24 protein-coding genes are annotated in these 26,060 nt (G+C 69.9%); 12 read left to right on the top strand and 12 right to left on the bottom strand.

The genetic code is table 11. From position 1 onward, the window contains the following. Positions 1–176: 176 nt before the first annotated feature. Positions 177–1,085: an SDR family oxidoreductase gene (locus OG558_RS37250; protein WP_405067207.1), complete on the bottom strand. Its 909-nt coding sequence runs from the start codon at positions 1,083–1,085 to the stop codon at positions 177–179. Positions 1,086–1,173: 88 nt separating this feature from the next. Between OG558_RS37250 and OG558_RS37245 the strand changes: the two genes are divergently transcribed. Further along, positions 1,174–1,737 (top strand): helix-turn-helix domain-containing protein, encoded by a 564-nt coding sequence (locus OG558_RS37245; RefSeq protein WP_329476418.1) that lies wholly within the window; start codon positions 1,174–1,176, stop codon positions 1,735–1,737. On the opposite strand, the gene OG558_RS37240 is transcribed toward OG558_RS37245, so the two are convergent. Further along, positions 1,727–2,968, bottom strand: a complete 1,242-nt coding sequence (locus tag OG558_RS37240) for a low temperature requirement protein A (RefSeq protein ID WP_405067206.1) — start codon at positions 2,966–2,968, stop codon at positions 1,727–1,729. The genes OG558_RS37245 and OG558_RS37240 overlap by 11 nt on opposite strands. Before the next feature lie 168 nt (positions 2,969–3,136). Here OG558_RS37240 and OG558_RS37235 point away from each other — a divergent pair, with 168 nt between their 5' ends. Genes OG558_RS37235 through OG558_RS37220 form a run of 4 tightly spaced genes read left to right on the top strand, consistent with a single transcriptional unit; the run spans position 3,137 to position 5,414 of the window. Then, positions 3,137–3,889, top strand: a complete 753-nt coding sequence (locus OG558_RS37235; RefSeq protein WP_405067205.1) for an SDR family oxidoreductase — start codon at positions 3,137–3,139, stop codon at positions 3,887–3,889. After that, entirely contained in the window at positions 3,886–4,125 is a 240-nt protein-coding gene (locus OG558_RS37230; RefSeq protein ID WP_405067204.1) for a hypothetical protein, read from the top strand. Before OG558_RS37235 ends, OG558_RS37230 begins: the two co-directional genes overlap by 4 nt. Positions 4,126–4,141: 16 nt before the next feature. Continuing rightward, positions 4,142–5,026: an RNA polymerase sigma-70 factor gene (locus tag OG558_RS37225; protein ID WP_405067203.1), complete on the top strand. Its 885-nt coding sequence runs from the start codon at positions 4,142–4,144 to the stop codon at positions 5,024–5,026. Between the two features lie 16 nt (positions 5,027–5,042). Continuing rightward, entirely contained in the window at positions 5,043–5,414 is a 372-nt protein-coding gene (locus OG558_RS37220; RefSeq protein ID WP_405067202.1) for a hypothetical protein, read from the top strand. 2 nt (positions 5,415–5,416) lie between these two features. Here OG558_RS37220 and OG558_RS37215 read toward each other — a convergent pair whose 3' ends face one another. Continuing rightward, complete coding sequence (locus OG558_RS37215) at positions 5,417–5,776, bottom strand: ArsR/SmtB family transcription factor (protein WP_405067201.1); 360 nt, start codon at positions 5,774–5,776, stop codon at positions 5,417–5,419. 140 nt (positions 5,777–5,916) lie between these two features. Between OG558_RS37215 and OG558_RS37210 the strand changes: the two genes are divergently transcribed. Together OG558_RS37210 and OG558_RS37205 are read left to right on the top strand one after the other, a co-directional pair. Beyond that, positions 5,917–6,957 carry an LLM class flavin-dependent oxidoreductase gene (locus OG558_RS37210; protein WP_405067200.1) on the top strand — a complete coding sequence of 347 codons (1,041 nt, stop codon included), beginning with the start codon at positions 5,917–5,919 and terminating at the stop codon, positions 6,955–6,957. Next, a complete protein-coding gene (locus OG558_RS37205; RefSeq protein WP_405067199.1) occupies positions 6,957–7,640 on the top strand; it encodes an NADPH-dependent F420 reductase in 684 nt (227 codons plus the stop codon). The genes OG558_RS37210 and OG558_RS37205 overlap by 1 nt, the downstream gene beginning before the upstream one ends. Positions 7,641–7,660: 20 nt before the next feature. On the opposite strand, the gene OG558_RS37200 is transcribed toward OG558_RS37205, so the two are convergent. Beyond that, on the bottom strand, positions 7,661–8,581 hold the full coding sequence (locus tag OG558_RS37200; protein WP_405067198.1) for an EamA family transporter: 921 nt from the start codon (positions 8,579–8,581) through the stop codon (positions 7,661–7,663). Positions 8,582–8,663: 82 nt separating this feature from the next. Between OG558_RS37200 and OG558_RS37195 the strand changes: the two genes are divergently transcribed. Beyond that, positions 8,664–9,542 (top strand): LysR family transcriptional regulator, encoded by an 879-nt coding sequence (locus tag OG558_RS37195; protein ID WP_405067197.1) that lies wholly within the window; start codon positions 8,664–8,666, stop codon positions 9,540–9,542. Positions 9,543–9,548: 6 nt separating this feature from the next. Here the strand turns inward: OG558_RS37195 and OG558_RS37190 are convergent, their stop codons facing one another. Continuing rightward, a complete protein-coding gene (locus tag OG558_RS37190; RefSeq protein ID WP_405067195.1) occupies positions 9,549–11,279 on the bottom strand; it encodes an L-aspartate oxidase in 1,731 nt (576 codons plus the stop codon). A 156-nt stretch (positions 11,280–11,435) separates the two neighbouring features. Between OG558_RS37190 and OG558_RS37185 the strand changes: the two genes are divergently transcribed. Then, on the top strand, positions 11,436–12,149 hold the full coding sequence (locus OG558_RS37185) for an alpha/beta fold hydrolase (RefSeq protein WP_405067194.1): 714 nt from the start codon (positions 11,436–11,438) through the stop codon (positions 12,147–12,149). A gap of 44 nt (positions 12,150–12,193) precedes the next feature. Here OG558_RS37185 and OG558_RS37180 read toward each other — a convergent pair whose 3' ends face one another. Next, entirely contained in the window at positions 12,194–12,757 is a 564-nt protein-coding gene (locus tag OG558_RS37180; protein ID WP_405067193.1) for a GNAT family N-acetyltransferase, read from the bottom strand. A 174-nt stretch (positions 12,758–12,931) separates the two neighbouring features. Between OG558_RS37180 and OG558_RS37175 the strand changes: the two genes are divergently transcribed. From OG558_RS37175 to OG558_RS37165, 3 genes are all read left to right on the top strand, one after another. Then, a complete protein-coding gene (locus OG558_RS37175; RefSeq protein ID WP_405067192.1) occupies positions 12,932–13,549 on the top strand; it encodes a sigma-70 family RNA polymerase sigma factor in 618 nt (205 codons plus the stop codon). Positions 13,550–13,631: 82 nt separating this feature from the next. Continuing rightward, positions 13,632–16,388 (top strand): ATP-binding protein, encoded by a 2,757-nt coding sequence (locus tag OG558_RS37170; RefSeq protein ID WP_405067191.1) that lies wholly within the window; start codon positions 13,632–13,634, stop codon positions 16,386–16,388. 65 nt (positions 16,389–16,453) lie between these two features. Next, positions 16,454–17,839 (top strand): FAD-dependent oxidoreductase, encoded by a 1,386-nt coding sequence (locus OG558_RS37165; protein ID WP_329476434.1) that lies wholly within the window; start codon positions 16,454–16,456, stop codon positions 17,837–17,839. Here OG558_RS37165 and OG558_RS37160 read toward each other — a convergent pair. From OG558_RS37160 to OG558_RS37135, 6 genes are all read right to left on the bottom strand, one after another. Beyond that, positions 17,817–19,157, bottom strand: a complete 1,341-nt coding sequence (locus tag OG558_RS37160; RefSeq protein ID WP_405067190.1) for a peroxidase family protein — start codon at positions 19,155–19,157, stop codon at positions 17,817–17,819. The two genes, OG558_RS37165 and OG558_RS37160, sit on opposite strands and share 23 nt — an antisense overlap. A 161-nt stretch (positions 19,158–19,318) precedes the next feature. Beyond that, on the bottom strand, positions 19,319–21,307 hold the full coding sequence (locus OG558_RS37155) for a heparinase II/III family protein (RefSeq protein ID WP_405067189.1): 1,989 nt from the start codon (positions 21,305–21,307) through the stop codon (positions 19,319–19,321). Positions 21,308–21,361: 54 nt separating this feature from the next. After that, positions 21,362–22,789: an MFS transporter gene (locus OG558_RS37150; RefSeq protein ID WP_405067188.1), complete on the bottom strand. Its 1,428-nt coding sequence runs from the start codon at positions 22,787–22,789 to the stop codon at positions 21,362–21,364. A 66-nt stretch (positions 22,790–22,855) separates the two neighbouring features. After that, positions 22,856–23,893 (bottom strand): ABC transporter ATP-binding protein, encoded by a 1,038-nt coding sequence (locus tag OG558_RS37145; protein WP_405067187.1) that lies wholly within the window; start codon positions 23,891–23,893, stop codon positions 22,856–22,858. A gap of 238 nt (positions 23,894–24,131) precedes the next feature. After that, positions 24,132–25,142, bottom strand: a complete 1,011-nt coding sequence (locus tag OG558_RS37140; RefSeq protein WP_405067186.1) for an ABC transporter ATP-binding protein — start codon at positions 25,140–25,142, stop codon at positions 24,132–24,134. Further along, positions 25,132–26,058, bottom strand: a complete 927-nt coding sequence (locus OG558_RS37135) for an ABC transporter permease (RefSeq protein ID WP_405067185.1) — start codon at positions 26,056–26,058, stop codon at positions 25,132–25,134. The genes OG558_RS37140 and OG558_RS37135 overlap by 11 nt, the downstream gene beginning before the upstream one ends. Between the last annotated feature and the right edge of the window lie 2 nt (positions 26,059–26,060).

Below are 26,060 nucleotides of genomic sequence, written 5' to 3'. Positions count from 1 at the left end.
AGCCAGCCAGGAAGCCAACCGCCCGGTCAGGAAGCCGCCCAGCCACGAAGCCGGTCGCTTTGTGGAACATCGCTGCCACTCCGCTCACATTTATTACCGCAAACCCGATCGCCAGCCCATCCGGCGGTACGTCGCGCCTGTCAGCGGACCGCCACGAACCTCATCACCTGGTGCTGTTAGGCAGTCCGGAAGTAGAAGGCCTCGGCCAGTTCCTCGAGCAGGCCCGGGTACGTCGGGTGCCAGTCGAGCAGTTCGCTGGTCCGGGCGGCGGACGTCGGGTTGTCGATCCCGGCGAACGGCGCCAGGAAGCCGATGTACTCGGGCGCCTGCTCCGGCGTGACCGACCGGGCGGGTAGGTCGAGGCCGCGTCCGATCGCCTCGGCGATCCGGCGGACCTCGATGCCCTCGTCGGCGACGGCGTGCAGCCGGGTGCCGGCCGGGGCGGACTCGAGCGCGAGCCGGTAGAGCCGGGCGGCGTCGATGGTGTGGACCGACGGCCAGCGGTTGGTGCCGTCGCCGACGTACGCCGAGAATCCGTTCCGGCGGGCGAAGGTGATGAAGGCCTGCGCGAAGCCGTGGTGGTCGAGGGTGCTGTGGGTGATCGGTGGCAGCCGCACGACCGAGGTCCGGATCCCCTTGGCGGCCGCGTCGACGATGAAGTTCTCCGTGTCGATGCGGTAGCCGCCGGGCATGGTGTCGTCCTCGGTGCCGGGGCGGTCCAGTCCGGCGCGGCCGAGGAGCCCGGTGCCCGATGTGCCCACGAACGGCTTGTCCGTGCCGGCCAGGGCGTCGACGATCGCTCGCGCCGCGGCCAGATCGGTTTCGGCCGCGGCGGACAGATCTCCGGTCATCATGGCGTCGTGCCGGAAGGCGAGGTGGATGACGCCGTCGGCGCCCTCGGCCGCGGCGCGCAGACCGTCGAGGTCGTCCAGGTCGCCGCGGACGAACTCGGCGCCCCACTCGGTGAGCCGGGCGGCGGAGGCGTCGGAGCGGGCCAGGCCGACGACCGAGTGGCCGTGCTGCCGGAGTTCCGGGACGAGGGCGGAGCCGACATGTCCGGAGGCTCCGGTGATGAACACGCGCATATGCTGTTCCCTTCAGTGATGTCAGTCAGTGACATCACTATGCTACGACTCGTGATGTCAGTCAATGACATCAGCTAGGATCGGGCCTATGGGACGGTGGGAGCCAGGCGCGGCGGGCCGGCTGCGGGAGGCGGCGATGGCGTTGTACGCCGAGCGCGGCTACGACCGCACGACCGTCGCCGAGATCGCGGACCGGGCCGGGGTGACGGCGCGGACCTTCTTCCGGCATTTCGCGGACAAGCGCGAGGTACTGTTCGCCGGCTCCGAGGAGCTCGAGCGACACATGGTCGAGGCCCTGGTCGCCGCACCGGAGTCGGCGACCCCGATGGAGGCCGTGGCGGCCGCCGTACTGTCGTCCGCCGACTTCTTCGACGATCTCCGCCGGGACTACTCCAGCCGGCGGCAGGCCGTCATCGCCGCGACCCCCGAGCTTCGCGAGCGCGAGCTGATCAAGCTGGCCTCGCTCACCGCGGCGTTCACCGAGGCGCTGCGCAAGCGGGGTGCCGGCGAGGACGTTGCGGCGTTGGCGGCCGAGACCGGTGTCGCGGTCTTCCGGGTCGCGTTCGAGCGCTGGATCGCCGAGCCGGACGGCGTCGGCCTGGCGGACGTGATCCGATCCACGCTGGCGACGCTGTCGGGCCTTACTGCTTGACGCTCTCGTTCCACGAGGCGACGCAGACCAGCAGCACGCAGGTCACCGCCAGTAGCGCGAGGTCGGCCTCCACGCCGATCCACGGAGTCGCGAGGGGGAGCAGCAGGACGACCGCGACACCGGCGAGCGCGGAGCCCAGATGGAACCGCGACGGTTCCGAGATGACCCGGTGTACGGCCCACAGCAGGCCGACGAAGGCGGCGATCGGAATCGCCACGGCGTAGCTCACGGCGGTCGGTGTCAGGTGCAGGTCGTGCCCGGTCTGTTCGACGCTGACCTCGAGGCCGGCCCCGAGGGCTGCCAGCGCGGCGAAGATTCCGTAGTGGCCGTAGCCCCATCGGTACGAGCGGCTCCGGCGCTCCTCCAGCCGTGGACCGGCGGGGTGCAGGAAGTACAACCACCACAGGGCGAACAGGATCACCAGGCCACAGGCCGCGACCAGGATCAGGTCAGCGCTGCCCACGGTCTCCTCGACGGCACGTCGTACGGCGTTCGACGACGCCAGGACCGCCTCGCCGAGCAGGATGATCGTGAACAGGCCGTACCGCTCCGCGATGTGGTGGGGGTGCCAGGTGGTCGACCGGGGCCGCTCGGCCCAGAGGGGAACGCAAAGCTCGAGGATCGCCAGGACGACGAACAGGACGACCAGAGCAGTGTCCGACACCGCGCCGGTGCCGGCCAGGTAGAGGCGCCCGAACCAGCCGATCTGCAGGGCGCCGATCCCCATGGCGTAGCGGAACGCCGTACGACGGCGGGGCGGATCCTCGATGCCTGCCCGCAGCCATTGGGTGATCAGCCCGACCCGCATGATCAAGTAGCCAACGGTGATGAGGAGGTAGTCCCCATGATCGGCGGCCGCCGGGACGCCGGCGGCGAGGACCAGGACGCCGGCCATCTGGACCATGGTCAGCAGCCGGTAGGCGACGTCGTCGGTGTCGTACGACGACGCGAACCAGGTGAAGTTCATCCACGCCCACCAGATCGCGAAGAACACCTGCAGGAACGGGATCACCCCGTCGCCGGCGTGACCCTCGGCGATGGTGTGCGCGAACTGGTCCGTGGCCGCCGCGACCGCGACCACGAAGGTCAGGTCGAACAGCAGCTCGAGCTGGCTGGAGACCCGGTGCGGCTCGTCGATCGGCCGTGCGGTCATCCGGACCCGGATCCGGATCCTGGACGGTCCGTCGGCCGGCTCGGCGGCCGGTCCGGGAGCAGGCGCGGCGTCGGGCACAGTGGTCCCCCTCGGGGTGGTTTCGGACTGTCCACTTCTTCAGACAGGACAGCGCTGCCGGTTGTGACCGGGGTCTCCGCGGGTTGGCTGTCACAAGCCCGCGGTGTGCCCTGTCTTACCAGGTAACCGGGCGGCAAGGGATGCCGTCGGCAACGAAAGGGTTCTGCGATGAAGATCGTCGTGATCGGCGGCACCGGCCTGATCGGATCGAAGCTGGTGGCCAAGCTCGGGGAGCACGGCCACGAGGCGGTGCCGGCCGCGCCGAGCACCGGCGTGAACACCCTGACCGGCGAAGGCCTGGCCCAGGTGCTGGAGGGCGCCGACGTCGTGATCGACGTGGCCAACTCGCCGTCGTTCGAGGAGAAGGCCGTGATGGAGTTCTTCAAGACCTCCACCGGCAACGTGCTGAAGGCGGAGGCCGAGGCCGGCGTCCGGCACCACGTCGGGATCTCGATCGTCGGCACCGAGCGGCTGCCGGAGAACGGCTACTTCCGGGCCAAGATCGCCCAGGAGGAGCTGATCAAGGCCTCCGGCATTCCCTACTCGCTGGTGCACGCGACGCAGTTCATGGAGTTCGTCGCCGCGATCGCGGACGAGGGGACCTGGGACGACGGCAAGGTCCACATCGCGCCGGTCGCGTGGCAGCCGATCGCGGCCGACGACGTTGCCGCGATCCTCGCCCGGACCGCGATCGGTGCGCCGCTGAACACCCGGATCGACATCGCCGGTCCGGACGAGTACCGGATGGACGAGTTCTTCCGCAAGGCGCTGGCCGAGCGTGGCGACACCCGCGAGGTCGTCACCGACGAGCACGCCCGGTACTTCGGGTCGGAGCTGACCGAGCGCAGCCTGGTGCCGATCGGCGAGGCCACCCCTGGCGAGCTGCACTACGACGCGTGGTACGCGGCGCAGGCGAAATGAGCGGCAGCCAGGACGACCCGGTGCTGCGCGGTCTCGAGGTCGAAGTCGACGCCGATCTCGAGCTGATCGCCGCCAGCGGTGTGGACGAGAACGACCCCGGTCCGCCCGGCCAGTGGCAGTTCGATCCGGCCGAGGTCCAGGAGGAGGAGGTCGACCTGCGCAGCCTGCGCGGCGCGATCGAAGCGCTCGAGGGCGATCACCGGCGCGATCCCGGCTCGACCGTATCCTCGGGCTGACAGACGGGTGGTGCAGATGGCGGAGACCGGGCCGGCCGGCGATCTGGACGAAGCGGTCAGGATCTTCAACGGGGTGCGTCCGCGCCTGATGGGGATCGCGTACCGGATGCTGGGCAGTCACAGCGAGGCCGAGGACCTGGTGCAGGAGGTCTGGCTGCGCTGGCAGGCCGCCGATCGCAGTGCGGTGGTCAGCCCGGTCGCCTATCTGTCGACCGCCGTGACCAGGCTCGCGATCAACGCGAGCCAGTCCGCGCGGGCCCGGCGCGAGACCTACATCGGCCCCTGGCTGCCCGAGCCGGTCGACACCAGTGCCGACCCGACGCTGGGGGCCGAGCGCGGGGAGGCGTTGAGCTTCGCGGTCCTGCTCGTGCTCGAACGACTCTCGCCGACCGAGCGGGCGGCGTACATTCTGCGCGAGGCGTTCGACTACCCGTACGACGAGCTCGCCGCCATCCTGCAGTCGACCGAGCCGGCAGTGCGGCAGCTCGTCAGCCGGGCCCGCAAGCGGATCCGGGCCGAACGCCGTACCGAGATCAGTGGCAGTCAGCAGCGGACGTTGCTGACGGCGTTCGTCAACGCGGCGCGGTCGGGTGATCTCGCGGCGCTCGAACGGTTGCTGGCCAAGGACGCGATCAGCTACTCCGACGGGGGCGGCGCGGCCCGGGCGTCGCGCTTCCCGGTCGTCGGTGCGCCGCGGGTCGCGAAGTACCACCGGGCGTTCGCCACGCGCTTCTGGGCCGGCGTCGACGTGGAGTTCGGTACGGCGAACGGCCGGTCGATCGCGATGCTGCAACGCGATGGCGAGGTGTTCGCGGCACTCACGGTCACCGCGTCGGACGACGGGATCGACCAGGTGCTGTGGATGATGAACCCCGCGAAGCTCACCGCCGTACCCGCCTGACCCTGCTGGAGGAGATGTGAGCTTCCGACCGAGGCGGGCAGACGAGGCGGTCGTCCATCGGTTCGCGTCGGCCTGCGGCGCGGGTAGCATCGGTGCGATCCGGAGCCTGCTCGCCGCGGAGGTGGTCGTGGTGAGCGACGGCGGCGGGAAGGTCGCGGCCGCGCTGAGTCCGGTGCGGGGCGCCGATGCGGTCGCTCGCTGCGTCACCGAGTTGCTGAGTGCTGAACCTGGTACGGCGCTGAGCGTGGAAGCGGTCAACGGCCAGGCCGGCGTCGTACTGCGCAGGGCCGGGCAGGTCATGGCCGTGGTGAGTCTGAGTGTCACGGGCGCGAAGGTCGCGGCGGTCTGGATCGTGCTGAACCCGGACAAGCTCCGGCACTGGGTGTGAGGTCAGCCGTCGAGGTGGGTGCGTAGCGCGTCGAGGTTGCCGTCCCAGTCGCGAGCCATCGCGGCTAGGAACTGCTGGGCGACCTGCATCGGCGCCGAGCGAAGGCGGTAGCGGACGCGGCGGCGCTCGCCGTGTTCGGCTGTCACCAGACCGGCCTCGGACAGCAGAGTGAGATGCTTCGCGATCGCCTGGCGGGTGATCGGCAGCCGCTCGGCCAGATCGGTGGCCGTGGCCGGGCCGCCGGCGGCGAGGGTCGCCAGGATGTTGCGCCGGCTCGGATCCGCGAGGGCGACGAAGACGTGTTCCGCGATCGCCTCGGCCTCGGGCGCGACCAGGCGCTCGGTGCGATCGGGAAAGCCCACGGGTCCTCCGGTGGTGACGAGCATTGCAACCATGTGGTTGCTTCAAACTATAGCCTCCCTGGTCCGGGAATGCGGCCCGGGTCTCGCCGTGTTGACATGTCAACCTAGTATTTGATGTGGCGAACAGATGGGAGCAGGACATGGCCGACCTCGTGTTCGGACTCGACACCTTCGGGGACATCCCGGAAGGTGACGACGGCGCACCGATCACGGACGCGGCGGCGATCCGGCAGGTGGTTCGGGAGGCGGTCCTCGCCGACGACCTCGGCGTCGACGCGATCGCGCTCGGCGAGCACCACCGGCCGGAGTACTCGATCTCCACACCGGAGACCGTGCTGGCCGGGATCGCGTCGCTGACCCAGCGGATCAAGCTCGGGTCCGGCGTGACGGTGCTGAGCTCGGACGATCCGGTCCGGGTGTTCCAGCGCTTCTCGACCGTGGACGCACTGTCGAACGGGCGGGCCGAGGTCATCCTCGGGCGCGGCTCGTTCACCGAGTCCTTCCCGCTGTTCGGCTATGACCTGGCCGACTACGACGTCCTCTTCGAGGAGAAGCTGCAGCTGTTCTCCCGGCTGCTCGACGAGAAGCCGGTCACCTGGAGCGGCACCACCCGGGCCGCCCTCGACAACGCCGACGTCTATCCCAAGACCGAGTCCGGTCACCTGAAGACGTGGGTCGGGGTCGGCGGATCACCGCAGTCCGTCGTGCGTACGGCGTACTACGGGTTGCCGCTGATGCTCGCGATCATCGGTGGTGCGCCGGACCGGTTCGCGCCGTACCTGGATCTCTACCGGAAGGCGGCCGAGCAGTTCGGGACGACCGCGCAGGAGATCGGGATGCACTCGCCGGGCTTCATCGCCGACACCGATGAGGAGGCTCGCGAGGTGTTCTACCCGCGGTACAAGGTGATGCGGGACCGGATCGGCGCACTGCGTGGCTGGCCGCCGATCCGCCGGGAGGAGTTCGACTCGGAGGTCGAGCACGGCTCGATGTATGTCGGTTCGCCGGAGACCGTGGCACGCCGGATCGCCGCGGCGGTGCAGAGTCTCGGGGTGGGTCGGTTCGACCTGATCTACTCCGCCGGACCGGTGCCGGTCAGTGCTCGGCTGAAGACGGTCGAGTTGTACGGCGCGAAGGTGATCCCGATGGTTCGCGAGATTCTGGCCGAACAGGAGAACTGATGACGCTCGCCATCCTCGGCGCCGGGAAGGTCGGCACCGTACTCGCGCGGCTCGCGGTCGCGGCCGGCTACCGGGTGCTGATCGCGGGATCTGGTGAGGTGTCGAAGATCGCGCTGATCGTCGAGATCGTGACGCCCGGCGCGATCTCGACCACCGCGGCCGAGGCGGTCGCGGAAGCCGATGTGGTGATCCTGGCGCTGCCGCTCGGGAAGTACCGCACGATCCCGGCCGGGGCCTTGCGCGGGAAGCTCGTGATCGACGCGATGAATTACTGGTGGGAGGTCGACGGCATCCGCGACGACCTGACCGACCCGCGCACGTCGTCCAGCGAACTCGTCCAGGCCTTCCTGCCGGACTCGCGCGTGGTCAAAGCCTTCAATCACATGGGCTACCACGACCTGGAGGAAGGCGCCCGCCCGTCCGGATCGCCCGACCGCAAGGCGATCGCGATCGCCGGTGAGCCCGGTGACGCGGCCGAGGTCGCGACGATCGTCGACGCCCTCGGCTTCGACCCGGTCATCGCCGGCCCGCTCGCGGAAGGCGTCCGCCTGGAGCCCCACACCGACATGTTCGGTGCGAACGTCGGAGCCGCCGAAGTCCGCACCCTGCTGGAGCGCTTCCCGGACTCCCCGCGCGGCAAGGCGGTCGCGGAAGCCCGCACCACCGCCGAAACCGCAGCGTAGCCCGCGACGGCGCCGAGCTGTCAGGCGCATTCCTGCTGGCTCAGGGGCTGTCCCTGACCTTGACCGTCGACTACGCCGGTCGGCTGGTCCGGCTGCGTGGCGACTGAGCGTCGGCTGTGGGCTCGCTCTGCGCCCATGCCGGCGGCGACGACGCAGGCGATGCCGACGGCTTGCAGGAGGCCGGGGGACTGGCTGAGGAAGATCCAGCCGATGAGCAGGGCGAGGGCTGGTTCGAGGCTCATCAGGGTGCCGAAGACGCCGGCGTCGAGGCGGCGCAGGGCGAGGTACTCGAGGGTGAACGGGACCACCGGCAGCAGCAGCGCCAGGCCGAACCCGATGGCGACGAGCTGCCAGGTCATCACCGGGATCGTGCTCGGGCCCGCGACGATGGTCGCGACGAGGGCGGCAACCGGAATGGACACGCCCATGCCCTGCAGACCGGTCACATTGTCGCCGACATGCTGCGTGAGCAGGATGTACGCCGCCCAGCAGGCGGCCGCGCCGAGTGCGAACAGGACGCCGAGGCCGTCGACCGAACCGTGCCACGGCTGGGTCAGCAGCATGACTCCGGCAAAGGCCAGCGCGGGCCAGATGAGCCGGCCGCGACTGCGCAGTACGGCGACGGTCAGCGGACCGAGGAACTCCAGCGCGCTCGCGGTGCCGAGCGGGAGCCGTGCCACCGCGGCCATGAACAGCAGCGTCACGCCACCTGTCGCGACGCCGAGGCCGACCGCGGCCAGGAACGAGTTGCGGTCGAACGAGCTGGGGCGGGGGCGGAACAGCACGAGCACGATCAGCGCAGCGCACGCCAGGCGCAACCACGCGGCCCCCTCGGGACCGACCCGGTCGAAGAGGCTGACGGAGGTGGCGAGACCGAGCTGGACCATCGTCATCGACAAGACGGCGAAGGCCACTCCGGTGCGGCTGTCACGCGTGCTCATGAACCCAGTGAAGCTCGCGAATCCGTTCGCGTCCACGTGATTATCGTGGACAGATCGTTCGGGATTGCTGAACAATGAGAGCATGGATGTACGCCGCCTCGAGCTGCTGCTGGCCCTGTCGCGCCAGGGGTCGATGCATGCGGTTTCCGAGACCCTCGGCGTGACCACCTCGACCGTCTCGCAGCAGATCGCCGCACTGGCCAAGGAGGTCGGTACGCCGCTGCTCGAGCCCGACGGCCGCCGGGTCCGGCTCACCCCGGCCGGTCGCCGGCTCGCCGGCCACGCCGTAGAGATCCTGGCCGCGCACGAGGCGGCGCGGGCCGATCTCGACCCATCGGCCGAGCCGGCCGGGACAGTCCGCATCGCCGCGTTCCACACCGTGATCCGGGACACCCTGTTGCCCGTCGTCCACCGGTTGGCCGCCGACCATCCGGCGGTGCGGCTGGAGATCCAGGAGCAGGAACCCGTCGAGGCCCGGGCCATGCTCGAGCGGGACGAGGTCGACCTCGTGGTGAGCTACGACTACAACCTGGCCCCCGCGCCGCACGACCCCGCGTTGGTGGTGACCCCGCTGTGGGAGCGCAGCTGGAGCCTCGCGGTCCCTACGCGGTCCCGGCGTACGACGGGACCGGCGGCCGATGTGGTCGCGGCGTTCGCCGACAGCGACTGGATCGTCAACTCCCGCGACAGCGGAGACGAGCAGGTCGTCCGCACGCTCGCCGCCCTGGCCGGCTTCGAACCCCGCATCACCCACCGCGCCGACAGCCTCAGCCTGGTCCAGGAGATGATCACCGCCGGCCTGGGCGTCGCCCTGCTGTTCGCCGACTACCCGAAAACCACCGGTATCTCCCTGCGCCGCCTCCGCGACCCCGAACCCAGCATGCGAGCCCACGCCCTGACCCGCCGCGGTCGCGACGCCTGGCCCCCACTCGCGCTGCTCCTCACCCTCTTGGCAGCTTGAGGCCTGTCACTCGACCAGCTTGCCGTCGGACGAGACGTGGCGCATCAGGGTGCGGAACTCGTCGGGGATCGGTGGGATCGGCTCGTGCTCGATCGATCCGGGGCCGGACCACACGAGGTTGACCTGGAGGGATTCGTCGAGGTCGGGGTAGTCGGAGCGGTTGTGGCAGCCGCGGGATTCGCGGCGTTCGAGAGCTGCGTCGAGGGTGGCGCGGGCGGCCATGGCGGAGGCCTTCAGGTCGAACGCGTGGGCCAGGTCCTGGAAGCCGGCGATGTCGGGATGGACGCCCATCCGGGTCATCCGATCCTCGATGTCGGTGAGCTCCGACAGTCCCGCCAGCAGGCCGGTCGCATCGCGTACGACGCCGGCCCGGGCGGTCATCGTGTCGCGGAGCGCCCGTTGCAGGGCGCGGACGTTCTCCGGGCCGTCGTTCGCCAGGAGGGCATCGACTTCCGCGCGTGCGTCGGCGACGGCCTCCGCGGATCGCTGCTGGGATTGCCGGCCGATCGAGTACTTCGCCGCCTCCTCCGCCACGATCCGGCCGAAGACCAGGAGCTCGATCAGTGAGTTGCCACCCAGCCGGTTCGCTCCGTGCAGCCCACTCGCCGCCTCGCCGATCGCGTACAGCCCGTCGATGCCCGTGCCGTGGTCCTCCGGCCGGACCCACACCCCGCCCATCGAGTAGTGCGCGGTCGGGGCGATCTCGATCGGCTGCTTGGTGATGTCGAGCATCTGGAGCTCGAGCAGGGTCTGATAGACGCGGGGGAGCCGGCGCATGATCGTCTCGCGCGGGAGGTGTGACACGTCGAGCCAGACCCCGCCGTTCGGTGTACCGCGGCCTTCCTTGATCTCCGTGTACTCGGCGAGCGCGACCCGGTCCCGGGTGGACAGTTCCATCCGCTCGGCGTCGTACCGCGTCATGAACCGCTCGCCCAGGGCGTTGCGGAGCTGGCCGCCTTCGCCGCGGGCGGCTTCGGAGACCAGCGTGCCGGCGGCGTTCTCGGGCTCGATCAGGCCGGACGGGTGGAACTGGACGAGCTCGGGGTCGCGGATCCGGCCGCCGGCCTGGACGGCGAGGCGGAACGAGTCACCCGTGTTCTCGTCCCGGCGAGACGACGTACGGCGCCAGATCCGGGTGTGACCGCCCGCGGCGAGGATGACCGCGTCGGCGTGGATGACGTAGCGCCGCCCGGTGGTCAGGTCGAACCCGTACGCGCCGAACACGGCGTTGTCGCGGACGAGAATCCGCGTGACGTAGACCGTGTCGAGGATCGGGACGCCGAGCTGGACGGCGCGGTTGATCAGCGTGCGCTGGATCTCCAGGCCGGTGTAGTCGCCGGCGAAGGCGGTCCGGCGGTAGGTGTGCGCGCCGAAGAAGCGCTGCGAGATCCGCCCGTCCGCCTCGCGGGCGAACGGCATGCCGTAGCTCTCCAGGTCGGCGATGCCGCGGGCCGCCCCCTCGGTGACGATCCGGACCGTGACCGGGTTCGCCAGCAGGTAGCTCTCCTGCAGTGTGTCGGCGGCGTGCTGCTGCCAGGTGTCCTCCGGGTCCATCGTGGCGAGCGCCGCGTTGATCCCGCCGGCTGCCAGCGAGGTGTGCGCGTCCGAGCGCGGCCGCTTGCCCAGTGCAAGGACTTCGACGCCCTGCTCGGCCAGCTCGATCGCGGCCCGCAGGCCGCCGCCACCGGTGCCGATCACCAGGACGGAGGTGGCGATCTGCTGTTCGGCGATACTCATCTGATCTCCCTTGTCGGCTCGCGGCGTACTCACCAACTAGGACAGTCCACGGTGGCGATCTGTGACTGTCTCGCCGGTCACAATCCTGCTGTCCGGCTCGTCACAACCTGCCGGGCTGTCCGGTCCTTCTTGGTGACCCGAGAGAAGGAGAACCTCATGAACGAACAGAGCCCGGTCGTGGTGCTGGTCCACGGCGCGTTCGCCGAGTCGGCGAGCTGGAACGGCGTCGTCGAGCGGTTGCAGGCGCGGTCGATCGACGTCGTCGCGGCCCCGAACCCGTTGCGCAGCCTCGACGGTGACGCGGCGTACGTGCGCGACGTCATCGCCGGCATCGGCCGGCCGGTGGTCCTGGTCGCGCATTCGTACGGCGGCATGGTGATCACCGAGGCGGCGGCGGAGAACCCGGCGGTGAAGGCGCTGGTGTACGTGTGTGCGTTCGCGCCTGACCAGGGGGAGAACGCCTTCGGGCTCTCGGTCCAGTTCCCCGGCAGCACCCTCGGGGACGCTCTCGACACCTACCCCGTCAGCACCGGGGGCAACGATCTCCGGATCAAGCCCGCCCTGTTCAACCACCAGTTCTGCGCGGATGTCCCGGCCGAGCAGGCAGCCGTGATGGCCGCGACCCAGCGGCCGGCCACCGACGTGGCGCTGACCGGCAACCTGGTGACCGCGTCGCCCGCTTGGAAGACGATCCCGTCCTGGTTCGTCTTCAGCGACGAGGACCTCAACATCCCGGTCGCGCTGCACCGCTTCATGGCCGAGCGCGCCGGTGCGAAAGACATCCGCGAGGTCGCCGGTGCGTCGCACGCGCTCAGCGTCTCCGCCCCCGAGCCGGTCACCGCAGCCATCCTGGACGCCCTGTCCGCCTGACGCAGTGGTGGTCTCCGGCCCTGCGGTCGGAGACCGTCAGTGCGTCACCCGCGATCGGCCGGTTCCTCGGTCTCACAGATCTCGCAGTAGGCCAGATCGTCGTGCCGGATGCGGTAGAGCTCGAGCTTCTGCTGGTGGTACTGGTCGGTCTCGCCGATCCACTCCATGCCGATCCGCCGAGCGGTGGCGACGGCCCGGTCGTTGCCGGGCGAGACGAGCGCGAAGACCTCCTGGACCCCACTCCGGTGCAGCGCCCAGCGCGCCACCGCGTCCCCGGCCTCGGTCGCATACCCGTGGCCCCAAGCCGGGCGCGCGAGCTGCCAGCCGAGCTCGAGGTCTTCCCAAGGCGCGAGCCGGAGCACCGCCGCGCCGCCGACGATCTCCCGGGTGTCACGGCGTTCGACGGCCCAGTGGCTGACCGGCGCCACATCCTGGTCCCGCCACTTGCGCAGTACGTCGTGCATGGTCTGGACGTCCGGAACCCACGCCATGGCCGGAGTGAGCCAGCGAGTCACCTCCTCATCGCCGTAGATGGCCAGCGCGTCCGACGCGTCGGTGTCACGCCAAGGCCTGAGCAGCAGTCGTTCGGTCTCGATGGTGGGATTCATGTCACGCTCCACGGCTGGGGATGGGCCGGCACTGGTATGACCGCGTACGTCGATCTGCTGTGACACCCCACGAACCACAGGGGGAACCACGCACTCGACCACGGACTCTCCATGGCGCGGTGCGCTGCCGGCCCGGCGAGGGTGGGAGAAGCCCCCAGTGGAGGAGTCCGGATCATGAGTACGTCGACGGCTGGTGTGGATGAATTCGTGCAGGTACGACCGCGGCTGCTCCGGATCGCGCGCCGGATTGTCGGCAATCCGCATGAGGCCGAGGAGTTGGTGCAGGAGGCGTGGCTGCGGTGGCAGCGCACCGATCGGTCGGCCGTCGCGGATCCGGGGGCGTTCCTGGCGACCACGGTCTGCCGGCTCGCGATCAACCTGGTGCAGTCGGCCCGGCGTCGGCACGAATTCTCGGTCGGGCCGTGGTTGCCCGAGGAGAGTGCGGCGGGTGAGGTGGATCCGCAGAGTCTGGCGGAGCAGCAGGAGGCGTTCGACGACGCCGTACGGCTGTTGCTGGAGCGGTTGTCGCCGGCCGAGCGAGCGACCTACGTACTACGGGAAGGCTTCGAGTACCCGTATCGGCAGATCGCGGAGACGTTGCGGATCGGCGCGCCCAACGCGCGGCAACTGGTGAAGCGGGCCCGGGACCGGCTGTCGTCCGACCGGCGCCATCCAGTCAGCCCGGCTGCGCACCGAAGGTTCCGGCACGCGTTGGTCTCGGCGTCGCGCGCAGGTGAACTGGCCGACCTCGAACACCTCCTCGCCGCCGACCTCGCCCGGACGGCCTGCTGACCAATCTGGCGCTATTGCGACACTGCAGAGTTCTACCGCGCATCAGGCCTTGGGCTCTAGCCTCTGATGAGGTGGTGGAGCCATGGCGATTGGTGGACCGGCGCCCGAGCTACGCGGGCGGCGAACGGAGTGTAATCGGCTGGATCAGGTGGTGTCCGGCGTGCGCTCCGGCGACGGCCAGGTGCTGATCGTCCGAGGTGAGGCGGGCATCGGGAAGTCCGCTCTGCTCGAGTATCTGGTCGGGCAGGCCGACGGCTGCCGCGTCGCACGAGCGGCCGGCGTCGAGGCCGAGATGGAGCTCCCGTTCGCCGGTCTGCATCAGTTGTGTGCTCCGATGCTGAGCCTGGGGGACCATCTGCCGCGCCCGCAGCGTGACGCGCTGGCAGTCGCGTTCGGGCTCGAGTTCGGTGGTCCGCCGGACCGGTTCCTGGTCGGTGCGGCCGCGTTGAGTCTGTTGTCGGCGGCCTCCGACAACCGGCCGCTGCTGTGCGTCATCGACGACGCGCAGTGGCTGGATCAGGCGTCGGCCCAGGCGCTGACCTTCGTCGGTCGCCGCTTGTTCGCCGACCGCATCGGCCTCGTGTTCGCCGTCCGCGAGCCGGTGACCGGGCCGGAGTGGCGCGGCTTCCCCGAGCTGCCGGTCGGTGGGCTGACCGACCGGCACGCCGGGGCTCTCCTCGACGCTGTGGTCCCCGGGCGGTTGGACGAGCACGTCCGGGATCGGATCGTCTCCGAGACCAGAGGCAATCCGCTGGCGCTGCTGGAGTTGCCGAGCGGGCTGACCGCGGGTGAGTTGGCGGGTGGATTCGAGCGGCCGGACGCTCGCCCGTTGGCGAGTCAGATCGAGCAGAACTTCACTCGCCGGGTGCAGGCACTCCCGGTGGATACGCAGCGGTTGCTGCTGACCGCGGCCGCCGAGCCGATCGGCGACGTACCGCTGCTGCTGCGGGCGCTGGCGGTCCTGGACGTGCCGATGAGCGCGGCCGCACCCGCTGAGGCCGCGGGCCTGATCGAGCTCGGCGCGCGGGTCCGCTTCCGGCATCCGCTGGTCCGGTCGGCGACGTACCGTGCGGCGGATCCCGTCGATCGCCGCCAGGCGCATCAAGCCCTCGCCGACGCGACCGACCCGGATCTCGATCCCGACCGGCGGGCGTGGCACCGCGCGAACGGCGCGGACGGCCCCGACGAGGACGTCGCCGCCGAACTGGTCAACTCCGCGGACCGGGCACAGCGCCGCGGCGGCGTCGCGGCGACAGCAGCGTTCCTCCAGCGGGCGACCGAGCTGACCCCGGACCCGTCCACTCGGGCGGTCCGCGCTCTCGCCGCCGCGCAGGCGACACTGCGGGCCGGCGCGTTCGAGATCGCGCTGCGGCTGCTCGTTACCGCCGGCGAGGGTCCGATGAACGGCCTGCACCAGGCACGGGTGGAGCTCCTCCGCGCCCAGATCGCCTTCGCTTCGGGCCATGGGCGCGAGTCGGGGCCGCTCTTGCTGGCGGCGGCCCGCCGCCTCGAACCGCTGGACCTCGGCCTGGCCCGCGAGACCTATATCGAGGCGATCGTGGCCGCGCAGTTCGCGGGGCGGTTCGGCCGGACCTCAGGACCGGATGGCTCCGACGCACTCGCCGAGGCAGCGCTGGCGGCCCGGGCCGCGCCGACACCGGATCGGCGGCGCAAACATGACGTCCTGCTGGACGGTGTCGCGGTGTTGTTCACCGACGGGTACCCCGACGCAGTGCCGCTTGCCCGGGAGGTGATCCGGTTGTTCTCCAGCACGAACGGCACGCCGGATCAAGACGATATGCGGTGGCTCTGGCACGCGGAGCTGCTGGCAGTCGACCTCTGGGACGACGAGGGCTGGGACGCCTTGACCTCCCGGCACGTGCGGATCGCCCGCCGGCTCGGCGACCTCAACGAACTCCTGCTGGTCCTGAACCACCGAGTGCACCTCAGCCTGTTCACCGGCGACCTCGCCGCGGCCGGCTCGCTGGTCGCGGAGATCAACAACATCAATGACGCGACCGGCGCGGACCTGACGCCGTACGGCGCGATGAGCCTGGCGGCCTGGCGTGGGCGCGAGGACGGGGCCACGGCCGTGATCGCCGCTGGTATGGACGATGCGACGAACCGCGGCGAAGGCGGTGGGCTGAGCACCTGTCACCTGGCGAACGCCGTCCTGTTCAACGGCCTCGCGAAGTACGGGGACGCACTCGCGGCGGCGCGGGAGGCGACGGCCTATCCGGTCGAGTACGGCGTGGCGAACTGGGCGCTGCCCGAACTGGTCGAAGCGGCGGCTCGCACCGGCCGGCCGGAGCTGGCGGTCGACGGGCTGAAGCTGCAGGGGGAGATCGCGACGTCCTCGGGCACGGAGTGGGGTCTCGGCCTGCTGGCCCGGTCGCAGGCCCTGCTGGCCAGGGGCCGGCAGGCGGAATCGGCGTACCAGGAGGCGATCGAGCGTCTCGGCCGGACTCGGATGCGGATGGACCTTGCCCGGGCTCAGCTGCTGTACGGCGAGTGGCTCCGGCGGGAGGGACGGCGGCAAGACGCACGCGTCCAGCTGCGGACGGCGTACAAGCTGTTCGCGACGGCCGGTGCCGACGCCTTCGCCGACCGCGCGAGCCGTGAGCTGACAGCCACCGGAGAGACGGTCGGAGAGCGCACCGGCCGCGCCGCCGATGCCTTGACCGCGCAGGAGGCGCGCATCGCCGAGCTCGCCGGCGCGGGGCTGACCAATGCCGAGATAGGTGCGCAGATCTTCCTCAGCCAGCACACTGTCGAGTGGCATCTCCGCAAGGTCTTCCAGAAGCTCGGCATCACGTCCCGCAAGCAGCTTCGCCCCTGATACGTCACAACCCACGCGGCTGGGTTGTCTTCAACTACAGAGTCTCGACCGGAGAGAGGACACCCGTGCGCAGGATCCTGGTGGTCGGTGGTGGGTACGCCGGTTTTTACACGGCGTGGAAGCTCGAGAAGAAGCTCAAGCGTGGTGAGGCCGAGGTGGTCGTGGTCGATCCGCGGCCGTACATGACCTATCAGCCCTTCCTTCCCGAGGTGGTCTCGGGATCGGTCGAGGCACGCCACGCCGCGGTCTCGTTGCGTCGCAACCTCGACCGGACCCGCATTGTCTCCGGCTCGGTCACCGCGATCGAGCACGCCCAGCGGAAGGTCACGGTGCGGCCGACCCAGGGGCCCGACTTCGAGCTCGAGTACGACGTCCTCGTGGTGACCGCGGGCGCGGTGACCCGGACCTTCGACGTACCCGGTGTGGCCGAGCGGGCGATCGGGATGAAGCACGTCGAGGAGGCGGTCGCGATTCGGGACCGGCTGCTGACGGCGTTCGACGAGGCGTCCTGTCTCGAGCCCGGTCCGGCGCGGCGTCGATTGTTGACGATCACCTTCGTCGGCGGCGGCTTCTCCGGCGTGGAAGGGTTCGGTGAGCTGTTGTCGCTGGCCACCGCCTTGCTCAAGCGCTATCCGGAGCTGTCCGAGAGCGACCTTGCCTTCCACCTGGTCGAGGCGACCGGCCGGATCCTGCCCGAGGTCACCGATCAGCCCGGCCGGTGGGTGGTCTCGATGCTCGAGCGGCGCGGTGCGCAGGTCCACCTGAGCTGCACGCTGACGTCGGCCGAAGACGGGCACGTCGTGCTGTCGGACGGGACCGAGTTCGACTCGGAGCTGATCGTCTGGACCGCCGGCAACGCGGCGACCCGGCTGCTGCGCAACCACACCGACCTTCCGCATACGCCGCGCGGACTGGTCCAGGTCCGGGCCGACCTGCGGATCGGCACCGACACGGATCCGGTGCCCGACGCCTGGGCGGCCGGCGACGACGCCGCCGTACCGGATCTGGCGTCGCCGACCGAAGGCGCATTCACGGTGCCCAACGCGCAGAACGCCGTCCGGCAGGGGAAGCTGCTGGCGAAGAACCTGGTGCGGACTATGCGTGGACGCGAGCCGAAGCAGTACGTGCATCACAGCCTTGGCGCTGTGGCGACGCTGGGGTTGGGGAAAGGCATCTTCCAGTACCGCCGGCTCGTCATCAAGGGCTTCCTCGCGTGGCTGATGCACCGCGGGTACCACGTCCTTGCGGTCCCGACGTGGGACCGCAAGGTGCGCGTCTTCGCGATCTGGCTGGCCGCTGTCTTCTATGGCCGGGACATCGTGTCGCTGGCCTCGGTCCAGCGTCCGCGTGATGCGTTCACGTCCGCGGTCGACGCTGCGGCGCTCAGTTCTCGTCAGGCCAGTTCGGGGGAGCCCAAGTCGGGTGAGCTCAGTTCGACTCGCCCGGGATGAGTAGGTCGGTCAGGTCGAACACCGGGCCGGCGGCGGGCAGGGTCGGCTCCCAGTCCGGCTCGAGGCTCAGGTAGCTGGCCGGGTCGGCGCGGAGCAGACCGATCAGGACCTCCGCCACGATCCGGCCGCCGACCGGGCCCAGCCGGTCACCGCCGCCGAGGTGCTCGGATTCCTTGAGAATGTAGAACCACAGCGGGGTGCCGTCCGGCCATCCGTCCACAGTGAGCGGCGGTACGCCGATGTACTTGGCGAGCGCCTCACCGCTCGGCAGGCCGGTGGTGTCGCCGCGGAGCAGGTCGCGCACTGCCAGGGACCGGTAGGCGGCGGTGTCGACCACGCCGGTGACCTGCTCGGGGAGGCCGATGAGGCTCGCGGCGAGCCGGCCGTCGAGGCGCTTCGCGCGCTGCGCGGGTGGTCGGCCAGGTACGTCGAAGACCTGCGTCAGGTCCAGTCGCCGACCCGCGCTCGGCGGCCCGAAGCCGACCAGATCGGGGAACAGTGGCAACTCCGGTCCGCCGTCGACGAGCCGGTACGTGTGCCGGATCTGACCGTGGCCGTAGCGGAAGGCCGCGTCGGCGAACTCCAGCGGGATGTAGGCCTTCATCGGCTCGGGCGCGAACCAGCGGCCGCCCTTGGCGAGAACTTCCTCGACCAGGTCCGGTCCGACGAGCCGCGGCAGGAAGTCGTGGACCGCGATCCACTGGTAGTGCCAGGTGAGCGTGGTGCGGGCCTTCTCGAAGACGTCGCTCTCGGGTACGCCGTTCGCCCGCAGATTGTCGACGATCCGATTGTGTGCACGCAGCAGCGCGACATGCAGAGTCAGGGTGAACAGGTGTACGTCGTTGCGCGGGTCACCGATCAGTGCCACGCCCTGCTGGTTGCGCGGTACGTCGTACCCGTCGGGGCCGAGCAGGAACTTGGCCGGGTCGTGGACGTCGAACAGGTACGGCGAGCCGACCGGGCCGTCCGAGTACATGATCTCCAGGTTGAGCTTCGGCGACCGCGCGTTCCGCAGCGCCTCGGGATCGACGCCGCCGGTGATGGGGGAGCGGTCCGCGGTGATGTCGTGGGCGATGATCTGCCCGAAGAACGGCCACCCGGCCGCCTCGGTCGCGTCGTCGCCGTCGCTGCTCCGGTCGAGCTCGGCGGCGGCGTCGCAGATCCCGCCGTCACCACCCGCCCGCATCAGCACCTGGGGGTCGGTGCCCAACGGCTCCAGGCCCGCGAACATCCGCCCGTACCGCGCCCCGCCAGTCGGCCGATCCACCGCCCGCGCCGCGCTGAGACAGTGATCCCGCCCCGCCGGATGACTACTCATCCCAAACCTCCCGTACACCGACCGCCGTGCGCGGCCCACACCAGAACAAGACAGCACAGACGCTCCTCCTGTGACCGGTCAGGAATCAAGAAGCACGCCACCGCGGTCCGTCACCAGCGTGATGGCCATGACGACGACAGCAAGATCCGGCCCCGGCGCAGTCAGCTGATCCGCGTGAGGCGGCCGTCCGGTAGCACTCGGATGGTGGTCTTTCGCCGGCCGACGGTGAGATCGACGAAGAACATCGTGCCGACGGTGCGGCTGGTGAACGCGACCGACTCGCCGGTGCCGGCCGGCACGACGGCGGACAGGATCGTGGCACTCGTCGCGTTCCGGTTGAACTTGACCACGGGGGCCGGCAGCCGGTGGAAGATGTCCAGGAAGTACCAGCCCTGCACCGGATCCTGCTGACCCTGCGCGACGGTGATGGCATCGGCGGGCAACTGTTGCCTGTAAGGGATCTGCAGCAGATAGGTCTTCGTGCGATCGCCAGGTTTGGCGGCGACGGCCGTGGTCGGCGACTGCACCGTCACCTTCTGGTCCGGTGCCAGGTGCCACAACGTCTCGTACCGCTGGTCGGTGGCCGACTGCCCACGGTCCAAGGTGACGATCAGATCAGGATCCTTCAGCACGAGCACGTCCCGAGTCCGCTGCACACCCGGCGCCGGGCTGTCGGTCAACGTGTAGTACTCCGAGGTCGGTGCGATCGCCGCCCGGACCAGCCGCGTCTCCACCGAGGCGGTGTTCGCCGACGGGATCGTCATCACGTTGTGGGCGGCCTGGCTCTTGGTCCAGGCCTGCCACTTGTCGAGCTGATACCCCGAGTGGCCGGGATCGATCAGGATGTCCCGGCCGCGCGAGGTGTAGGTGATCGACATGTGGTCGTCGTGCCCGTGATACCGGCGGCCCGGGCCGAACCGGATGCTGTACGTCGATTCCTGCGTGAACGGCCGGGTCTCGCCCCAGCCGGTCCGCCCGAACACGTAGCCGGCATCGAAGATCGCGGTCCGCTCGGTCGGTTTCGTACCGCTCCGTCCGAGCGTCGCGGCGTACTCCAGGGCGGTGCCGGTGGCGCCCTGAGGCGTCTGGCGTACGGCGTCGCCGACCTGCTGGAGTTCGCCGGTGGACTTGGTGGCGAGTGCCAGCCACTCCGCCAGCGCGCGGCGCCGCTCGTCGATGACCCGTCCTGGATCGGCGCCGCAGCGCTTGAGGGCCGTGGTCGCGCGGCCCCACAACTGGTAGTTGAACATGGCGTACCCGACCGACTGCTCGTTCGTCGAGCCCTGCGGGTCGATGGCTGTCGTGATCGCCTCGGTCAGTCGTTCGACCGCGCGACTCTTCAGATCTGCTCGCTTGAGCGTGCAGCCGACGCCGAACATCGCGATGCTCTCGTCCGTCCCGTGGTTCGACGGTCCGCCCCAGTTGTCGGTCATGAACTGGGCATGATCGAGCAGCGACTGATCCAGCCAGGCGTACTGCGCGGGCAGTGAGCGGACATGCAGTCCCGCGAGCACGGCCTGGCGAGCACAGATCAGCACGTTGGTGCGGTGCATCGTGGCCTCCCAGGCGCCGACATCGCCCTTCCACGAGTACGGGTTGTCGCGGACCCAGTCGTGGATGATCGCCATCACGTGCGTCAGGGCTTTCCGGTCGCCGTTCGTGGCGGCCTTGATGCCCTGGCCCAGCCAGCGCAGCGAATGCAGCCACATGTACCAGCTCGGCTTGTGGTACGGGTCGGAGCGCCAGTTGACGTCGCCCGAGCCGTCACCGACGCGGTACGGCGGATCGTCGCCCCAGACGAAGGTGTCCTGCAGGACCATCGACACCGGGACCTTCGACTCGATGCCGCTGTAGCCGGGGCACTCGTAGGTCCCGGTCACGGCCACCGGCGTCGACGGCGGGGGAGCAGCGGGGGTGTCGACGCCCGGGATCGGCTCGGTCGAGGCCGGGTCGCTCGGGGCCGGGAGGCTCGGGGCCGGGAGGCTCGGGGTCGGGCCGAGCGGTCCGGTGGCGGCCGCCGTCGTACTGCGCTGCCGGGTGCTCGGCATCAGCACGGTCACCGCGCCGGCGAACGCGACCGCGCACACCAGCACACACACGACGGTGAGCGCGACGGTGGTGCCCCACCGTCTGCTCCGCTGCGCAGCCACCCCAGTCCCCCCATGTTCGGCCTGCGATACCCCGGATCTCCCCGGCCGGCGTCGTCACGATGAAAGACGCGATCGGGTACTCAAAACGTTGCATGTGCGGACCAGACCACTAGGTTCCTGGTTGGCGAGCGATTGTTCAAGCCCCGTGCTCGCTGTGGCGAGCGTGGTCAGGAACAGCGTGATCGTGGTGGCGGCGGACGCGACGATCACGCAGGTGACGAAGCCGGTGGTGAAGCTGTGCGTGGTGCCGAGGAGTGGGCCGAAGATGGCGACACCGACCGCCGCGCCGATCTGGCGGGAGGTATTGAAGGCTGCGGACGCGGCGCCGTGCAGGGCGGGCTCGACGGCGGCGATCGACTGCGAGGTCATGGTGGGCACGAGCAGACCCGAGCTGAAGCCGGCCGGCAGCAGGGCAAGCACCAGCGGCCACAGCGCCGAGGATGTGCCCGCCCAGGCCAGGGCGAGGAGTGCGATCGCCAGGACAGCCTGGCCGACGCTCAGGACGGTCGCTCGGCCGAAGCGCTGCGCGAGCGGGGTTGAGCAGAGGCTGCCGATCGAGATCAGCCCGGTCAGCGGCAGGAACAGCAGACCGGTGGCGAGCGCGCTGAGTCCGCGGCCTTGCTGGAGCATCAGGCTCAGCGCGAACAGCACGCCGTAGAAGGCGAAATTGAACAACGCGCCCTGTACGGCGGTGACGGCGAAGCCGCGATCGGTGTAGATGCCGGGCGGCAGCAGCGGTTCGGGGATGGACCGCTCGACCCAGACAAAGCCGACCAGCCCGCCGACGGTCAGCGCGGCGGCGGTGATGACCGCGGGATGCCGGCCGAGCGCCGGTGCCTCGATCAGCGCGAACACCAGTCCACCGATCAGCACGGTCGCGGTGCCCATGCCACCGACGTCGAGCCGCCGGCTTCGACGTACGACGGAAGGCATCGAGAGCAGACTCCACACGACGGCCGGGATCCCGATGACCACGTTGACGGCGAAGACGGCCCGCCAGTTCGCGAGCGCGACGAGCGCGCCACCCAGCAACGGCCCGGCCGCCATGCCGACGCCACCGGCCGCGGCCCACCAGCTGACGAGGCGATGCCGCGTGTGCTCGTCGGTCGCGGACGCGGTCGCGAGTACGAGCGCGCTCGGCAGGAGCAGCGCGGCACCGGCGCCCTGGACGAGCCGCGCGAGGTTGAGCATCAGCATCGAGGTGGCGACCGCGCAGACTGCGGACGACGCGGTGAAGACGATCACGCCCGCGACGAAGGCCCGCTTCGCGCCGAGGGTGTCCGTGATCGCGCCAGCGCCGAGCATCACCGCGGCGAAGGAGAGCGTGTAGGCGTTGACGGCCCACTCGAGTTCGGCACGAGAGGCGTGCAGGTGGGTGGCGAGCTGGGCCAGGGTGACGTTCACGATCGTGCCGTCGACGAAGACCATGAAGGCCGCGATCAGCGCGAGTCCCGCCACACCCCGGCGATGTTCGACAGTCATGAAACAACTGTAAGCCAGTGTTCGACCACCGTCGAACAGTAATCCAGCAGCAGACCAGGACGTGCGTCAGCTGACAGGGAAACCGGGGTCGGGTTCGGCGACGTGGCAGGCGGCGTCGTGGTCTTCGCCGAGGCGGCGGAGGACCGGCGTGACCTGGTGGCACTTGTCGACGACCAGCGGGCAGCGCCAGCGGAACCGGCAGCCGGGCGTCGGATCGATGACCTTCGGCGGCTCACCTGTGTCGCCTTCGACCGCCGCCGTCAGCGGTGCCCGCGGATCCGGGACCGCCCCGAGCAGGAGGTCCGTGTAGGGGTGCTTCGGGTTGGCCAGCACCGACTCCGCCGGACCGGACTCCACGATGTGACCGGCGTACATGATCATCAGCCGGTCCGCGACGTACCGCGCGCTCGCGATGTCGTGCGTGATGTAGAGGAACGACACGCCTTCGGAGCGGCGCAGCTCCGCCATCAGGTTGAGCAGGCCGATGCGGATCGACACGTCGAGCATCGAGACCGGCTCGTCGGCCAGGATGAGCTTGGGCTTGTGCGCCAGCGCCTGGGCGAACCCGATGCGCTGCCGCTGGCCGCCGCTGAGCTCGTACGGATAGCGGTTCATGATGTCGCCCGCCGGCGACAGTCCGACCGCCTCGATGACGCGCTCGGCTTCTTCGAGGCGCTGGGCTCTGGTGAGGTCGCGGCGGTGCAGCTTCAGGCTGCGCAAGACGCCGTGGGACACCCGGAAGGCGGGGTTGAGCGAGCCGAAGGGGTCCTGGAACACCATCGGTACGTCGCCACGGTAGGCCAACTGATCCCGTCGCGACCCCATGCTCGACATGGGCCGGCCCTGGTAGTAGATCTCGCCGCTCGTCGGCCGGTAGACCCCGGCGAGCAGACGGGCGATGGTGCTCTTCCCGCTGCCGCTCTCGCCGGCCAGCGCGACGATCTCCTGCCGGCCGATGGTGAGATTTACATCGTCGACGGCGTGCAGCAGCTGCTTGGAGAGGCCGCGGCCGACCCGGAAGTGCCGGCTCAGCTTCTTGGTCTCGAGCAGCGGCGCCTCGTCCGCATCGGTCGCTGCGATCTGGTCGGTGCTCACCGAGGTCATGGGGCCTCCCGGCCTGGACTGAGGAGTGGAGGGAGCGCGGTCGTGGGGCCTCCCGGCCTGGACTGAGGAGTGTAGGGAGCGAAGCGACTGGAGCGACGAGGGAAGGCTGGGAGTGAAAGCCCCATGACCCGCCGTGCCGGAGGCGCGGCCAAAGGCGCAGCGACCGGAGCGACGAGGGAAGGCCGGGAGCCAAGGCCCCATGACCACGCCGGCGCCGAAGGCCCGGCCAAAAACACAGTCATGGTGTCGTCTCCCGGACGGGCTCTTCGGCCTGGATATGGCCGGGGGCGTGGAGGAGGCAACGAGCCTGCACGGGGCCGACCTGGTAGAGCTCGGGCGCGATCTTCGGGCAGTCCTCGAACGCCTTCGGGCAGCGCGGCTGGAAGCGGCAACCGCTCGGCGGGTCGGCGAGGTTCGGCGGGGCGCCGGGAATCCCGGTCAGCGGCACCTTCGGCCCGCGGATCGACGGGAACGCGTCGAGCAGCCCCTCACTGTAGGGATGGGCGGGATGATCGAAGACCGCCCGGGTGGCGCCGAACTCGACCACCTGGCCGGCGTACATCACCATGAGCTGGTCGGAGAAGTGGCTGATCAGCGACATGTCGTGGGTGACGAAGAGGACCGCGAATCCGAGTCGTCGCTGCAGTTCCTTGATCTGCACCATCAGCGACCGTTGCGCCACCACGTCGAGAGCCGAGGTCGGCTCGTCCATGATGATGAGGTCCGGCGTGAACAGCAGCGCCATCGCGATCATGGCCCGTTGCCGCATCCCGCCGCTGAGCTGATGCGGAAAGCTCTTCAGGTGGATCGGGTCGATGCCGACCAGTCGCAGTACCTCGGCCGGGCGCTCGTCGGCCACCGGTTCGTCGTGCGCCATGATCGCGTCGTTGAACTGAGCGCCGATGCTCGTTACCGGGTTGAGAGCGTTCATCGCGCTCTGCATGACCACGGAGTAGTCACGCCAGCGCAACGCCGCCAGCTTCTTCTCGCTCATCGCGACCAGGTTCTGGCCCTGGAACGTCACGCTGCCGCCGGTGATCGCGGCCGGAGGGCTCAGCAGCTGGGCGATGGCGAACAACAACGTCGACTTGCCGCAGCCCGACTCGCCGACCACGCCGACGAACTCACCCGCGTGTACGTCGAGATCCACCGCGTCGACGGCGACGACCGGACGATCGCCGCCGGTGTCGTACTCGACGGTGAGATCACGGACCTCGAGGATTGGCTTGCCCTCAGTGCTACTTGGCACGTCGCCTCCGAACCGGCCGCAGCGCGGGGTTGCTGATCTCGTCGAACGCGTAGTTGAGCAGGGCAAACGAAACACCGAGCAGCGCGACCGCCAGGCCCGGCGAGAGCGCCCACGCCGGCAGGCCGTTCACCAGGGCGCCCTGGTTCTGGGCCCAGTACAGCATCGTGCCCCAGCTCAGCGAGTTGGGGTCGCCGAGCCCGAGGAACTGCAGGCCGGCCGCGGTGAGCACCGCGTACAGCGCGGCGCCGAGGAAGTTCGCGACGATCAGCGAGATCATCGTCGGCAGCACTTCGACCACGATGATGTACGACGACCGCTCGCCTCGGACCCGGGCCGACTCGAGGAAGTCCCGGTTACGCAGCGACAACGCCTGCGCGCGCATCTGGCGGGCGCCGTAGGACCAACCCGTCAGGATCAGCACGATGATGATCACCGTCAGATTGCCCTTACCGGCGTACGTCGCCAGCACGATGATCAGCGGGAACGTCGGCAGCACCAGGAAGATGTCGGTCAGCATCGAGAGCCCGTCGTCCGCGTAGCCGCCGAGATACGCAGCCGAGACACCGATGATGACGGACAGGATCGTCGCGCCCAGACCCGCGACGATCGCGATGACCAGGGACTCGCGGGTGCTGTAGATGAGCTCGGCGTACACGTCCTGGCCGAGGCCCGTCGTACCGAGCCAGTGTTCGCTGGACGGTTTCGCCAGCGGCATGTCGCCGATCGCGCGCGGATCGCCGTGCAGCCAGGGGACGAAGAGGTGGGGGAACGCCGCGAGCAGGACGAAGAGGACCAGCAGACCCACGCCGACCATGGCCTTGCGGTTGTGCAGGACGGCCCGCAACAGGCCGCCCCGGGGGCGGCGGGTCGCGGTCGGTGCTGCGGGCGCGGCGGCGCCGGTGACGATCGCGCTCATCA

The organism is Kribbella sp. NBC_01510, from assembly GCF_045040325.1.
Lineage (GTDB): Bacteria > Actinomycetota > Actinomycetes > Propionibacteriales > Kribbellaceae > Kribbella.
The sequence above is the reverse complement of the archived record's forward strand: the minus strand, read 5'-3'. Positions and strand labels throughout refer to the sequence as shown.

Excerpts from the sequence above, each read along its gene's own strand:
- OG558_RS37250 (WP_405067207.1), bottom strand. The coding sequence starts at position 1,085 with ATGCGCGTGTTCATCACCGGAGCCTCCGGACATGTCGGCTCCGCCCTC.
- OG558_RS37245 (WP_329476418.1), top strand. The coding sequence starts at position 1,174 with ATGGGACGGTGGGAGCCAGGCGCGGCGGGCCGGCTGCGGGAGGCGGCG.
- OG558_RS37235 (WP_405067205.1), top strand. The coding sequence starts at position 3,137 with ATGAAGATCGTCGTGATCGGCGGCACCGGCCTGATCGGATCGAAGCTG.
- OG558_RS37230 (WP_405067204.1), top strand. The coding sequence starts at position 3,886 with ATGAGCGGCAGCCAGGACGACCCGGTGCTGCGCGGTCTCGAGGTCGAA.
- OG558_RS37225 (WP_405067203.1), top strand. The coding sequence starts at position 4,142 with ATGGCGGAGACCGGGCCGGCCGGCGATCTGGACGAAGCGGTCAGGATC.
- OG558_RS37210 (WP_405067200.1), top strand. The coding sequence starts at position 5,917 with ATGGCCGACCTCGTGTTCGGACTCGACACCTTCGGGGACATCCCGGAA.
- OG558_RS37205 (WP_405067199.1), top strand. The coding sequence starts at position 6,957 with ATGACGCTCGCCATCCTCGGCGCCGGGAAGGTCGGCACCGTACTCGCG.
- OG558_RS37200 (WP_405067198.1), bottom strand. The coding sequence starts at position 8,581 with ATGAGCACGCGTGACAGCCGCACCGGAGTGGCCTTCGCCGTCTTGTCG.
- OG558_RS37195 (WP_405067197.1), top strand. The coding sequence starts at position 8,664 with ATGGATGTACGCCGCCTCGAGCTGCTGCTGGCCCTGTCGCGCCAGGGG.
- OG558_RS37190 (WP_405067195.1), bottom strand. The coding sequence starts at position 11,279 with ATGAGTATCGCCGAACAGCAGATCGCCACCTCCGTCCTGGTGATCGGC.
- OG558_RS37185 (WP_405067194.1), top strand. The coding sequence starts at position 11,436 with ATGAACGAACAGAGCCCGGTCGTGGTGCTGGTCCACGGCGCGTTCGCC.
- OG558_RS37180 (WP_405067193.1), bottom strand. The coding sequence starts at position 12,757 with ATGAATCCCACCATCGAGACCGAACGACTGCTGCTCAGGCCTTGGCGT.
- OG558_RS37175 (WP_405067192.1), top strand. The coding sequence starts at position 12,932 with ATGAGTACGTCGACGGCTGGTGTGGATGAATTCGTGCAGGTACGACCG.
- OG558_RS37170 (WP_405067191.1), top strand. The coding sequence starts at position 13,632 with ATGGCGATTGGTGGACCGGCGCCCGAGCTACGCGGGCGGCGAACGGAG.
- OG558_RS37160 (WP_405067190.1), bottom strand. The coding sequence starts at position 19,157 with ATGAGTAGTCATCCGGCGGGGCGGGATCACTGTCTCAGCGCGGCGCGG.
- OG558_RS37150 (WP_405067188.1), bottom strand. The coding sequence starts at position 22,789 with ATGACTGTCGAACATCGCCGGGGTGTGGCGGGACTCGCGCTGATCGCG.
- OG558_RS37145 (WP_405067187.1), bottom strand. The coding sequence starts at position 23,893 with ATGACCTCGGTGAGCACCGACCAGATCGCAGCGACCGATGCGGACGAG.
- OG558_RS37135 (WP_405067185.1), bottom strand. The coding sequence starts at position 26,058 with ATGAGCGCGATCGTCACCGGCGCCGCCGCGCCCGCAGCACCGACCGCG.